The organism is Candidatus Pseudomonas adelgestsugas (assembly GCF_004124255.1).
Taxonomy (GTDB): Bacteria; Pseudomonadota; Gammaproteobacteria; order Pseudomonadales; family Pseudomonadaceae; genus Aquipseudomonas; species Aquipseudomonas adelgestsugas.
The window spans coordinates 128,249-142,845 of sequence record NZ_CP026512.1 but is presented as its reverse complement, the minus strand read 5'-3'; the positions used below and the strand labels follow the sequence as shown (position 1 = coordinate 142,845).

General features: G+C 37.1%; 6 protein-coding genes and 1 pseudogene. 5 read left to right on the top strand and 2 right to left on the bottom strand.

What is annotated here, in order from left to right:
- Positions 1-734 precede the first annotated feature (734 nt).
- From C3B55_RS04540 to C3B55_RS00355, 4 genes are all read left to right on the top strand, one after another.
- Positions 735-875, top strand: coding sequence for a hypothetical protein (locus C3B55_RS04540; RefSeq protein WP_157978044.1), 141 nt, complete (start codon positions 735-737; stop codon positions 873-875).
- 1,064 nt (positions 876-1,939) lie between these two features.
- On the top strand, positions 1,940-2,557 hold the full coding sequence (gene rsmD / locus C3B55_RS00365; RefSeq protein ID WP_129210453.1) for a 16S rRNA (guanine(966)-N(2))-methyltransferase RsmD: 618 nt from the start codon (positions 1,940-1,942) through the stop codon (positions 2,555-2,557).
- 3,701 nt (positions 2,558-6,258) lie between these two features.
- Positions 6,259-6,738, top strand: coding sequence for a pantetheine-phosphate adenylyltransferase (gene coaD, locus C3B55_RS00360; protein WP_129211853.1), 480 nt, complete (start codon positions 6,259-6,261; stop codon positions 6,736-6,738).
- Positions 6,739-6,843: 105 nt separating this feature from the next.
- A complete protein-coding gene (locus tag C3B55_RS00355) occupies positions 6,844-7,095 on the top strand; it encodes a YfhL family 4Fe-4S dicluster ferredoxin (RefSeq protein ID WP_129210451.1) in 252 nt (83 codons plus the stop codon).
- Positions 7,096-7,218: 123 nt separating this feature from the next.
- On the opposite strand, the gene mutM is transcribed toward C3B55_RS00355, so the two are convergent.
- A complete protein-coding gene (mutM, locus tag C3B55_RS00350) occupies positions 7,219-8,031 on the bottom strand; it encodes a bifunctional DNA-formamidopyrimidine glycosylase/DNA-(apurinic or apyrimidinic site) lyase (RefSeq protein WP_129210449.1) in 813 nt (270 codons plus the stop codon).
- 2,310 nt (positions 8,032-10,341) lie between these two features.
- Here mutM and C3B55_RS04615 point away from each other — a divergent pair.
- Positions 10,342-12,121: pseudogene (locus tag C3B55_RS04615) on the top strand (dihydroxy-acid dehydratase domain-containing protein).
- A gap of 1,566 nt (positions 12,122-13,687) precedes the next feature.
- Here the strand turns inward: C3B55_RS04615 and C3B55_RS00325 are convergent.
- Complete coding sequence (locus C3B55_RS00325; RefSeq protein ID WP_129210441.1) at positions 13,688-14,200, bottom strand: dihydrofolate reductase; 513 nt, start codon at positions 14,198-14,200, stop codon at positions 13,688-13,690.
- Positions 14,201-14,597 lie beyond the last annotated feature (397 nt).

The window sequence follows — 14,597 nt, the reverse complement described above, 5'->3', positions numbered from 1 at the left end:
TAATTATTGCATTCCTAAGACTATAATCTAGCGCATAATAGCTATTGTTTATCGCTCTATCAGTAAGAATACCTTTTCGCTTACTGAAATTAAGATGAAGCAAACAAAATTAACTGATTAAAACACGAATGAATGCTCTGGCTTGATACACCTCTAGTTTACTGTTTAGGAACAAATTTATCTAATCCTTTTAGCTTTGGCTGCCAGACAAAAAAACCAATATATGCTTTTACCCTAGATAACGGCTGTCTTTAAAATATTTTTATGCGAATACAATCATAAACGAGTAGTGGTTTTTTCAGATTTAGCAGAAAATCGATTCTAGCTATGCAGTCCTAGACTAGACCCAGTATTAATTCTCAACCTTTGCATGTGTAAAGCCCAAAGAAACGCTTGAAGTCTCTCCTGGAGGAGCATCGTTGATCTTGCATGATAATCTATATCGCCTTTAATATAAACACTAACTGCATTATAGTCTGTGCTGACTGACTAATGAGTGCAGTGCAACTACACAATCAAAATGATCAAAAAATCCGCATATGCATTGACAACAATTAGGGTACCTATAGACCTACTGGTACTTTAAAAAGATAGCCTATCGACACAAGCAAACACCATAAACGTAGACCATTGACTAGATGATGAACCGAAAACACACACAAATCAAAGAGATGTATAACTAAATTAGTATTAGTGATACTAATACAATAACACCATCATGGTAACCATGTGACATGATCACAGATAAAGTCAAGCAGCATAACTCGAAGCTACTTGGGCTTGACTCCATCGTTAAAGATACCACTAGTGAAGCTCTCACTAAAACTAGCCTAGACAGACAAATATTTGCGCTGACTATACACGTGTTGTTATAACTGCCGAGCGTAATCATCGGTTCTAATTTGATGGGTTTAGATACCACTAAATCAGCATAAGACAAGACCACTGCTACATACTGAAACCAGTCTATGGAGCTTATCAGGCAGGTTGATAGTTAAACTGCAACTATTGCAGCACTAAAACATATCCGTACCTAAGTGATTTCATAATTTACTAGCGTTTGAAGGATAAACTAGGAAGCTGATAGTTTCCTGGAAACTATCAAGCAATTTTAGAGATCCATAGACAATAAGTTTGCTCACCTGCTAGATAAAATCTAGTTAAAATATCTAGAAAGATCCACGCATATATTTCATCTGTAAACATTTGAGCGTTATCTATATTTTATCTAAGTAAATAGCTTATGCATAATTATAAAATAGACGACTGATCTTATTACATCTGATCGACGCAACCACGTTTTGTCACTGCTAGCAACAAGACGGTAACACCTTCTAGACATAGCACTATTAACTAACGCTATACTCAATAGTAGCATGATAAATAAAAATAGCAGATAAAATCACCAGTAGATTTGAAAATCATGACGCCTATTTTAAACAAAAAATATGTATCGCTTGTGCAACTCTAGCAATATTTAGCAAAATAACTGGCAGTAAGATTGAACTAAAAGCCAATTTAGCCAATATTAAACTTACTATTTAAGCAAATGTATCCTTTATTTGCGCAACTATGCATCGACTAATGCTGACTAGAACTACGAAACCTTATCTATGGATAACCAGATTATTAGTGGTAGTAGTTTAAGTATACACTTAAATTAAGTGAGGTAAGTACAAGGTATTCTGATACTTACGATATATGCCTTGGACTTATTGCCGATACAGGTACATGTGGCCAACTAATAATTAATTAATTAACAAACCCAAGCTACTCATGAACGACTGTAACCATGCACTTATTGGAAGACATATGTTTACTAACCACATTAAAGACTTGACCAAACGCAAAGAAAAATGGAAGATACTATGCGTAAGTTAACCGAAGGCGTCACCACTGATAAACCTGCTAAGCAGCCACTAGTAATTCTGGAGTATAAATGACCAGTTTATTTCGCCAGAAAAAATTTATTCACAACATCCATCGTAGTATGGGCCAGCTACGTATTATTGGTGGTGAATGGAGTAACTTTAAACTAAGCTTACCAGATGTTGTCGATCTGCGCCCAACGCTAAACAATGTGCGTGAAACACTATTTAACTGGCTTGCACCATACATCAGTGGCGCCAAGGTACTAGACCCATTTACAGGCAGCGGCGCACTATTTCTAGAAGCTTTGTCTCGTGGAGCGGCACATGGTTTGAGTTTGGACACTAGCAATATTGCAGTATCCAAACTCAAAGAACACCTACGTACCCTGCATTGTACTACTGGTGAGGTTCAGACTGTAGACGCATTACGCTACTTAGAAATCCAAGCAACCAATAGATATGACATAGTATTTCTTGATCCTCCATTCAACCAAAACCTGTTACCGACAGTATGTGCATTGCTGGAAAAACGCCAGTGGCTAGCAGTGGATGCATGGATCTATACTGAAAGCGGTAGCTCGCTATCTACTGTTAGCCTACCCAGCAGCTGGCGTCTACATAGAGAGCATAAATCTGGTCGGGTATATTACGCATTATGGCACCGTTTCGTAGAAGGCACTGTTTAGATTTGTAATAAAGCTATTATTACGTACCGCTTACACGTCTTGAATATAAAAACAAACTATTACAGCGTAAGAGATAATGATTTGCCTAACCTTGATTGTCGTAGAGCTTATGACAATCAAACCACCACCAACAACCATCGGCACCTGATACCGTATAGGCTGACTATCTTCTCTAGCTTTCTCTAAGTGACTCACCTGCAAAAAAGCTTCGTCACTCAATTAAACTAATGCCGCCTTAAACTAGTCAAGACATTTGAATGAACACAAGCACACGAACTAACAGTCATAACGCAGATTATTCGTTTAGCAACTTACGTTAAACACTTCACTAAAACTAGCCAAGCATCATGGCTATAAGGTAATATAGTAATATTGGTATTGTTTTAGGTAAAAAGTGCGCTAAATCCATATCAAGCTAGGTTTTTCGTAAAATTTATTATGATACATCATATGTGAGATATTATTATATGTCTGCATCAGATTAATGATATTTTTTTATACAGAAAAACCTAATTGACAAAATAAAAACCATTTTATGGGCTTCACTAAATAAGACGTGCACCTTGTAAAAATTTAATGGTTTAGTGACAGAACTGCTGCACAGCTTCATAAGCATTAAATACTATTATCATTGCACGATACGTTATTCATTACTTGAGTAGAATTTACACTTTAACTTTGACAATACAAGCTACCAAGCAGTCTATGATAGTTCACTAACAGTATGCTATAGACTGGCTATTTATAAAACTGCATTAAGTACAAGCTTGCCTGCTCAAGGTAGGCAGGTAGGTGGCCATCAATAACTCACTGAAACAGTGTCAACTCATGATAACCTGCAAAGCTGTATTCCATAACAACTACATGGTTATAACACAGACTATATTATAAAAGCTAAATTACAAACTTCCATGTTATGAGTAAATTTAACCGCTATGGACACTAGGATCCTTGAGTGCGATCTTCTACACAGGATCATTAATTTACTAATTTGACAATTATGCTATACAGCTTGTAAGGCAAGCTACCTAATAAACTCAAGCCAAACAGATTATGTTTAAACTATAACTACCAAATCCGCAATATACGACTAGCTTACAGATTAGCCGACTAGATTTTATAATAAAAATACGGCTACGCGCAGGTATCAATAAAGAATTACACCTAGTTTACTCAAACGTTTTACAGATACTTAAAATTTTCACAACAGGCAGCTATTTGGTATACATATAAAAAATACTTGCATAAACTACAGACACATCTAATCTCAACTGGAAACAAGTGGCATAGCAGGCTGCCAAAATACCGTATACAAAGATATACAAAATCGCGCTTGACCCAAGCTAGACTTGCAGCCACTAGACATGGATAGCATCCATACTAGAGCTTTCATATATAGGAATATATTTATATCAGGGTTACCACCCTAGTCCTGTAAATGTTTTGCGAAATTATTCGTCTCCAACAATTAGTGATAACTAATTAAATGGCTTACTTAGCTAACGCTCCAAGATAACATCTTGCGTATTGTGATATTTTTTCAGAGCAGATGTTCGAGATTTCCATCGCAAAGCGATATAACAAATTACTAAAAATATATTTTAGAGAAGTCTGACTTAACTTTTTCAAATGCTTAGTGTAGCAGTACATAAAACTCTTTTAAACAAAACATATACAGCCTTTGAAGCTGCGATAGCCTGATAAATACTACTATAAAACTAATGGCTAACATACATTATGCTTCATCGCTTTAGTGCTAGAGTACACTGAGTTTTTTTTCATTAGTGCTGTATAAAAAAACTCAATAATGATATTGAGATAATCTAGGTGTTACATACTTAGAGCCTCGTCTTATAGCGTAGTTATATTCAGGATACCAACGTATAAACCCATTAATAAATAACGTTATTTTAAATCAAGTAACGCTAAAAAATAGCGATACCTATATCTGGTTGTGGACTGCCTTCTGGCGAGCGCTCAATATTATAGTACAAAACAGATCAAGCCATATGCTGATCAGACGTAAACTAGTCAAACGTTTATCTTCAGCAGTAACAATGCGCCAAATAAAAGGTGGTGCAAAAGCTGCTTACTAATACTTTGTATTTACAAAGCGACAAAGCAATAACCAATAACTTATTACGTAAGTCTTAGTGTACTAAGAAATTTTCACAGGGGCAGCAATCATAGTTGATATTTATATTGCGCTAATCATATAGATTTTTAATAAAGTTTTAGTTTGTTTTGCATAAACTACAAATTTAACCATAATAATCTTTAGCGATAAATATTAGAATTAAGATTCTAAATATCCCAGCATACCAATAACAAGTGGGAGCTGCGCTATGCCTGCTAACGTGCTTATCTATACATTCCATAGCACTGGATTAACTCCATAGCTTACTCGTTTCCACAAATGAAAACTATGCTAGCAAAACCTAATACAGCTGGCTGCTGCTTAAAACCAACAAGCACCTCAAAAACTAGATAAAATTTTACAATAGAGCTAAAGCTTGTAGCTTATAGCCAACATTAGCTAAAATCACCTATCAATTGCCCAATGCCTAATTCAGGTAGTTTACCAACTATAGAATGGTTGACTATTCCCACGAAATGTCTATTAGGTAGCGCTTGACCAGAAAGAAAAAATAAAGAGTTGCTTTACCTAAGAGCACTAAATACATAAAATATAAAGAAGGCATTATTAGAAACCTAAAATAGGTGACTATTAATGAATAACGTATAGTACTTACTGCGCACAAAATCACGGTTGACGCTCAGTCTTGTATACTTGATCAGCAGTAACACCACTAGTCTAGTGTTACCATAAACACCTAAAATACTCAGCCATGAGTATGTATCTTGGTATACGCACGTCACTATATCTAATGTTAGTTTTCTCTAACTAACTAACTTAGTAAATTTGACGAACTAGTTTTATGATGCACCATAATTTGTATATTCCGATTAGCTTTAGAGCTTGACAGCATTGTCGGTACAATATTTTATAGCTAGACACTCTACTATTAGAACCAAGGATTACTTAGCCCTTATTATTCGTTGTTAATAGCACTGGGGGATTTCTTAGAAAAATATTGATTACTAACACCTAAGTTATTGCTTACACTACAGTATACTTGGTTTTTTCCTGACTGACTACGTAATAAAATAGAGTTACACAGCTACGGTTAGCTGTTGTTTAAGAATTCGGTATCAAGCTACCCATAGGGACCGGATACACTCTATATTTTATATAATTACTGATATTTAGTTCGCAACATGGCAAAAAACAGTGCATACCACAATCAAAATACCTGCTACGTAATAACCTAACTAAGGCGCATAGCCTTAATGGGTTAATCAAAATCTAAAATGCGTCGAATTACGTTAAGCAGAATCTATGTGATGAGTAGTTGCCAGCAGACGAAGATTTTAAAAAACACGGTGACTGATAATCACGACTATCTTTATTAACTACGTAGCTTGTTGATCTACAATAACTCAATGTTCCAAGCTCACATTGACAAAAACCATAGTAATAGATCTATAAGTTAACCGTGCAACTGGCAATAACATTAGCCTAACACCTGAAAACAGCATAAAAATAGAATTTTAGCAGTATCTATCCACATAAACTGACTTGGCCGACCAGGATGGCTACTATACCATCCGCACTCAACGGACTCCGCAAGGATGACGAGATGAACCGAGTGTTGTACCCAGGTACATTCGACCCGATTACTAAAGGCCATGGTGATATAGTTGAACGTGCCTCTCTCCTGTTTGATCATATGATCATTGCGGTCGCCGCCAGCCCTAAAAAAAATCCGCTGTTCCCTCTAGAACAGCGTGTAGAGCTAGTGCGTGAAGTCACTAAACACCTGCCTAACGTGGAAGTAGCAGGCTTTTCAACACTGCTGGCGCACTTCGCTAGAGAACAAAACGTTAATGTATTCCTGCGTGGCTTACGTGCAGCTTCAGACTTTGAATACGAATTTCAGCTAGCTAACATAAATCGCCAACTGGCACCAGATGTGGAAAGCCTATTCTTCATGCCAGCGGAGCGTTATTCATTTATTTCCTCGACATTAGTGCGTGAAATTGCTGCTTTAGGAGGTGATATTACTAAGTTCGTACACCAGGATGTCGCAGATGCACTCAGCATACATTTTAAGAAGTAAGACTACTCAATCAGCGCCTACTCGCACTACAGGCACTAATACGGCATAATTACGCATATTAGTTTTCTGTATGCCTTGGATTAATTATCTTGGCTTGAGGTATCCATGTCCCTAATAATCACCGCTGATTGCATAAACTGCGACGTCTGCGAACCAGAATGCCCAAACGCTGCCATCTCCCCAGGCGAAGAGATCTACGTTATTAATCCTAACCTATGCACTCAGTGTGTTGGCCACTATGACCAACCGCAATGCCAACAAGTATGTCCAGTTGATTGTATTCCTCTAGATGAAAACTATCTAGAGACGGAACAACAGTTGATAACCAAGTATCAGCTGATTACCGGTAACACTTAAGATGATATGGTTCGCGGATGGACCTCATCGCAAGCAAGTCAATCGGCACATTTAAAATGTGTTAATATATTGCAGTGTAGAAGCTAAACTATCTGCGATATCAATATAAAGATAACATGGCTATCAACTTTGGCATGTACGGCAAAATACACTAGCCCTCTGCTCTAGAGCTATATTTCGTAACTCGCCACCACAAACTTTGCATGCTTCACCTCCACGACCGTAGACTAATAGTTCCTGCTTGAAATAACCAGGTTGTCCATTACTACTGAGAAAGTTGCGCAATGTAGTGCCGCCATACTCAATAGCAGTCGTTAATATGCGCTTGATTTCAAGCGCTAACCTTAAATAGCGCATACGCGAAATACTACCAGCAACCCGACGTGGATCAATCCCAGCTGCAAATAATGTTTCCGTCGCATAAATGTTACCTATACCCACCACAACCTTGCTATCCATAATAAATGGCTTCACCGCTATCGACTTGCCACGCGAAAACTGAAACAAGCGCTCACCATCAAACAGGTCGGTCAATGGTTCCGGGCCTAAACATATAAGCAGCTTATGATTGAGCGGGGCCTGACTCCATAGCATTGCACCAAAGCGGCGAGGGTCAGTATAACGCAGAGCTAGGCCAGATTCTAGTTCGATGTCTACATGCTCATGCTTGAGTGCTGGTAAACCAGCCTTTACAAGACGTAAATTACCAGACATACCCAAATGGGTAATTAAGGTGCCATTTTCGGTATTGATTAAAAGGTATTTAGCACGTCGCTCTACTAGCATAATGCGTAGTCCAGACAGGCGCATATCTAGATCTTTGGGAATAGGCCAGCGTAAACGCCACTCACGTACTACTACACGACTAATACGATATCCTTCGAGGTGTGGCGCAATCCCGCGCCGTGTAATTTCAACTTCTGGTAATTCTGGCATGTATGCCTCTTGAGAAAATAATCAGTGCGCGTCCAGATCGCTGATTAACAACGTCATATTTTTAAAGTCGTAATTAGATAAACACACGTAATTTAGCACTAAATGGTATGAGCATATCTAGTCGGTCATTCTGATAGATGGCCAATAATTTTAGCTATAGGTTGTGTGATGACTGATCTCTAAAAAAATTATTAACGCATTGTAGTGCGTTGGCGATTTCGTCATTTATACTGTTCGTCATAGCACGGCTGGTGTTGAACGCATTTTTATGTATTAATCACGCGGCAATCTAGCACTACATTTGCGTAAGTCTGTTTCAGAACCGCTATATATAAGGATAATTCTTAAACAAGCAGTACACCGCAATCGCCGGATAGTATGTTCACAATAAACATACACTTTATCAATGATTAACGAATCAGCGCCTCTTACTTAAAACAGTGTCCAGCAAATACTCTACATTCTTGGTAAGCAATATCTCAAAAACGGTTGAGGTTAAGGATAGTATCCTTACTCATACGATCATTTATGGATTGCACATTGCGTATATTACGCATTAAAAGTCTGCCCGATAGTTTTTTTGTATGCTATATCAGACTAAAGCAATAATATAATAGATTGACGATCTTCAGCTATGCTACATGGTGGTCCTTAATCTTTAAGAGATCAAACGCGCATTAGACTTGCAAAGTCTAGCAGCATAGTAACGCTCTGCACAACAATACAAATCTACCATGTTTCCAGGAACAAAATCATCTCGAGTTAAGTTTACGCCTCAAAACAAACACTGATCATATATTACATAACTGCTCTACCTATTGAACCTACAATAACGAAATCAATATAGCGTTACACCAACCAATTAAAATTGGTTATGAAAGCGATGATCATCGTCCTAGTAAAACATTAAAAGAAAACATTATGGTTGCAAAATTAAAAACATACATCGAATGTAAAAGATATTAAAATAACGCTAATGCCATGCCTATGCATGAACAAGCAAACCTTAACTCTATTCAGTAAAAACGGCATCCTTGTTGGCAATAAGGAGCACTTAGACTATAACATCTAGTACAATCAAACAAAGCGTCCATAGCCTTGACATAACCCAGGTATACCAAGAGATTATCCAATCGCAGCATATTAACAGCATTACATGTCGTATTATGGCCGAATAGCCAATGTAAAATACAGTTACATATTTATTTGCATCAAGCTAGACAGTTTTTCTAAATACTTGGCATCATATTAATTTAAAAAAATCCCTTACAATAATGTCACTTAAGTGCTATTATATATTCACTAATACTTTTAATTAAAGTTACTTGCAAACAGGTGATAATCAGCCATATTATGATATAGATCGTGGACGCCCATATCTGCACACTAGCAATAGGTTGCCTAGAATTATTACTATTTAAAAGCGTCCTGATTATGTATCAGGATTACTTTTTACTAAATTATAAGCTGATATTTACCTGCCACTTCTGCGAATCAATATTAGGCTGCTAATTTTTTATAGATGTATTGCAACTTACTGCTTACATAGCAGGCATTGGCGTTCATAGTGTATAAAGTAGTTTATTTACTCGGCAACATTACGACCTTATATTTTATAGTAACGTATATCGCTGTTCTAATAAATTAATATCAGCATGAAATTACTGTTTATTACAAAAATGTTGCTGATACCTGTCATCAATTTTGAAGCTATCACTACCGTAATGCTACTACTTCCTATACTAATAAGTGCTTTAATTATCAGGATAATTTATCCTAGCGGTACATATTAATAATATACTGCTGTTCTTAAGCAAAGTAGATACATTAGCATCAACATTGCTCATTACATTCATTACCAGTAAGGCACTCATTTCAAACAAAAAAACTAGCAGTCATGTATTAATAATACCTATAGTAATTTAAGAACTTTCAACCCATGTAAGATTAATCGATGCATGCGCTAAATTAAAAGATAATCCTTACCAAAATATATCGTCAGCGCGATATTCATGCTTACGGCCATTCCTTGCAGGAACTTACAGTGCAAAATCTAGACTACTTATTATCAATTATCATCTAAGTAAATTCTTGAACTCGCGGTGCAAGCGAGCGCTAACTCAGAGGCACAAGCGGTAACATTTAGATGTTAGCTATTTATTAAATGCTATAAACAGCCAAGAGAAACTCTCTATGCTTTACAGTAGCTAAATTTTGCTAAGAATGTTTTCAATGCCAGATTATCACTCGAAGATATCTACTCATGGTAGCAACATAACAGGAGTACACGCACTGTAGTGTGCAATCGGAATGCAATATTATGGCTTTAAAAGCCCATTATCAAGATTACTAATTAGCGCACCCAGTTCGTATTAGGCAGAGTTCACCTTAAAAACCTAGACTAACTAGTCGTCAGTGAAATCAAAAGTACTGAAGGCATAAGCCAAAGAGCTTAATGCTATTGCTGTGAATGACGACAGCGCTATTGGCCATGGCGGAATGCTTTGCTCTCTGCCAAGCTGCGAGATTATTGCTGACTCCACAGAATACATGATAAACGCATGCTATGCTTACACACTTATATGCATTTCCAGCTACGATAAGATCACTCCAGGCATACTGCTAGCCTCCCTACGTTTAAACATTACGACAATTTTCGTGTCTGCCAGCTCAATCAAAGCCGGCAAAATTCAACTTGCTTGCCATGGCATTAATAAAGTGGAGGCTATGGTAATAGCTGCTGACGCTAGCGTTTCTGACGAAGAAGTAGCGGAATACGAACGAAACGCCACCAAACCTGAGATTCATGTTCCAGTATATTCACCGCCAACTCGATGAACTGCTTGATAGAAGCTTTAAATCTAGCTTTGCCTGGCAACGGTTTTATACTTGCGACCCATGGACGACCGCAAACATCTATTTTTTTACAGGCAGGACAATCTTATTGTTACGTTATACATGCATTATTACTATGAAGATGATCGGGCAGTACTGCTACGCAGTATCGCTAACTTCTAGACATTCGAAAACGCCATGACCTATAGATATCTTTATGGGCAACTTAACTAGTATTATTCTACACTTGGTAGCAGCAGCACAAGAAGCTGAAAATTGATTTCAGCCTATACACTTATACAACATTGACCGTCTGTCTAGTCACGTACCTCAACTTATGCAAAATTACACTAAACATCCAGGAGTACCATATAAAAGATGTGCGCCGCACCGGTGGAATATTGTTGATTTTCTGTTCTCTAGCGCATGGCAGCTTATTACATACAAGCCTACCGACCGTACATAGTAAATCTATTACCGAAAGCATTGCTAATTGGATATTACCCAAACTAACGATGAAGACGCGCGTACATTCTGTAAGGCTAGCCCAACAGGTACCCAACCTAAGTTTTGTATTTAGCTAATCAACCTGCTATCACACTATTGATGACGACCATCAAAAATGCTGCATACTTAGTGCAGAATAAGCATATTCTTAAGAAGGTAGCTTAGCCGTACTTGTGCGGCAATATCAATTTAGATGGTTGCATAGTCAAAATAGCTGGTGTAGATGAGTCAATTTACTTGTTTGAAGGCAATGCTAAAATTTTTGAAAGCCAAGATAGCGCCGTACATAGTATTCTGGTCAATAAAGTCAAAACCAGCGACATCGTGATCATCCGCTACAAAGACCAGAAAAAACAGTTCTGGTATACAAGAAATGCTCCATTTAATTTCATATCTAAAATCTAAAGGCCCAGGCAAATCCTGCGCTTTACTAAACAATGGCTAATTTCTCCATAGACGCATCGACCTTTCTATTAATCACGCTTCGTCAGAAGCTGACGATAGTGACGCAATTAGTCGAGTGCAAGATAGTAATAAAGCGCTAATCGAAATTCCAAACTGCTCAATCAACCTATTGGTCAATAACAAAGAGCTAGCTGTACGTCTGATCACGCAGAATAAGAAAGGCTAGAAAACCTGTAGAGAATCATCTACACAAAGTTAATACAGCATAAATGCTTGCGCATTGCTGGCTGCTAGCGCTAACAGAGGTACTGCACGCAATAAAGCTAAACTTGATAGCTTGTAAAGGCTCGCAGATAAAATGCCTGAACTGCGTATGTGAAGTTTTTATATCTGACAATATCTACTGGGCAATAAAAACTAACTTTAAAAGTCAGCCTGACTGCAATATCAACCTAAACAACCAGTTAGATTATTTGTTTTTTCGATTGATCTACATAGCTACATCTATGTTACTGAATAATATTCAGTAGACACTGATGAGTGTGTCATGACTAACCATTACAGATTGTGCTACCAACCAAGAAAGGTAAACATAACTAAGTGTTTATCAATCATCCAAGTTACTTGGGTTTATAAGTATGCGGTCAATCTCAATGGAGATCGACCTTCTCTTTACTTTTAACAACGGCTATTTATTTATAGCCAGCAGTCAAGTCGCTTGTTTTATAGTCATTCAGCAGGATACCTAATGTTAACAACGCTGTTGGATTTAATGTTGTCCATATTTTTAATAAGCAACGACTACCTAGACTAATTTCTTTAATTTGATAGTGATCAAATACACCTCGCTTCTATTTTTTATTAGCTTGCCGTATAACTTAATCTGACTCATGAAGATTTTAAATAGCCGTACTTCCATATTATAGACTGCGTCAACTTTATAAATAAGTTACTAACACTATTTATCATAACGCTACGACTCAGTCGACGCAGCTCTTGCATATATCAAGAGTGACACCGGAAAAATCTAAGTAATCTACAGGTGGCAGACACTATATTTTTCCTTATAAACAATAGCAGTCACTAAACTAACTTTCCTTATAGTATATATCCGCGGTATCCCTGAAAGTAATCAGCTTTGGGGAAAGATTTATAAGATTACAAGTAATTGTACTATTTTCATTTATATATAATAGCAAGAACTCTTCAAGTTTATAGTAGTAACTAGTGTTTTTTTGTTTAAGAATACGAAATAATCTTATTGATGTTGGTGGTAATTGTTTTATTTAGTTTCTTGGCAAACTAACAATGATCAATGTTTTAACGCAGTGACAATAAATAGTTTTGTTACAAGCCATATAAGTACTTTTTCTTTAGTGAAACATATTAACATTAATAAATCTATGTGATCATTATCACCAGAGCATAACTACTTACATTACAATAATACTAAAAACATGTTATCTAAGCAAATAGATATTTATTTAAATTAATCACAGCAACTATTTGATATAAGTATTATATATATATTTTTACAAGCTATGACATTCAACTTACTAATCCTTGTAAACTCACACTAACTCATCATAGTACAAATCCGTTCACATATACTGAAACCTCGCTCAGAGGATCCTGTTTGCTCTAGCAATTCATATTATTTAGTGATACGCTATAGGTTATTTGTTGTGCTAGTAATCTAGTCTTAAGGTTTAATTAGTTAACTTGTTTAGTAGGCAATAGTTAGGTATAGTTACTGTAGATGATCGTAATTTTATTAGTGCTTACCTCAATATCACGCCTCTTAGCACGCTAGTAAAAATCGCGTCACTAGGGAAAAGCAGGCGACGCGATCAACGTGACCTTGACTTGTGATATCTTTATCCCATTAGCCGTACTGCTGAAGATGCGCTTAGGCTTTTTCCCAAACTTCGAAGCTGTAAGCCGGCTTACTATCTATAGCTGGATTTTTTAGGCTTAAGACTAACTTCCACTGCTGCTTATTAAACTCTGGAAACCATGTATCGCCTTCTGGGCTCAACGCAACCCTAGTCAAATATAGACGATCCACCTGCGCAAGCCACTGCTTATATAGCTGCGCACCACCGATAAGCATTATCTCATCGACGTTATGCTCTAGCGCCCAAACCTCAGCTCCTTTAATTGCTGCATCCAGTGACGAAAAAATTTCTGCACCTTCAAGATAAAGGCCGGTCTGACGGCTCACTACAATATTTAAACGCCCAGGCAGCGGTCGGCCTATAGAATCCCAAGTCTTACGCCCCATAATGATAGGCTTACCCAGCGTGGTAGCCTTAAAATACTTAAAATCGTCAGGCAAATACCAGGGGATGGTATTATTAACACCGATTACATGATTATCACCGATAGCTGCGATTAAGCTAAAAGAAAAAGTCTTTTTCATAGCAACGAGAATACCAGAACTACGAGTAGACAATTATGACACGGCTAATTTATTTAAAAGAACAGCACGTGCATGTGTTAGACCTGCCACAAAAACTCTAACTAACAAAAAAGACGCCCGTATAACAAAAAAATACGTAAGTTACCATCTAGATCTTCAAAGTGGTCTATTGAGCTTATTAAGCTAACGATCTTATTGATGCAATCTTGTTGGTTTACTTGTTGCATTTAGAAAAATACAATAGATTGACCATCGCTTATATCAACTCGCTACAGCACAAATTTAACTTTGGTACCGTTAATGGATAATGCTGTTATTGGCGATGCTAGCCAAGCTTCTCGCTATATTTAAAAAACTATTTGAAACGTATAAATGTGTTCTTGGTACTGAATAGACT

What these genes read in the sequence shown, in the direction of transcription:
- C3B55_RS04540 (WP_157978044.1), top strand. Translation starts at nt 735, where the DNA reads ATGATCACAGATAAAGTCAAGCAGCATAACTCGAAGCTACTTGGGCTT.
- rsmD (WP_129210453.1), top strand. Translation starts at nt 1,940, where the DNA reads ATGACCAGTTTATTTCGCCAGAAAAAATTTATTCACAACATCCATCGT.
- coaD (WP_129211853.1), top strand. Translation starts at nt 6,259, where the DNA reads ATGAACCGAGTGTTGTACCCAGGTACATTCGACCCGATTACTAAAGGC.
- C3B55_RS00355 (WP_129210451.1), top strand. Translation starts at nt 6,844, where the DNA reads ATGTCCCTAATAATCACCGCTGATTGCATAAACTGCGACGTCTGCGAA.
- mutM (WP_129210449.1), bottom strand. Translation starts at nt 8,031, where the DNA reads ATGCCAGAATTACCAGAAGTTGAAATTACACGGCGCGGGATTGCGCCA.
- C3B55_RS00325 (WP_129210441.1), bottom strand. Translation starts at nt 14,200, where the DNA reads ATGAAAAAGACTTTTTCTTTTAGCTTAATCGCAGCTATCGGTGATAAT.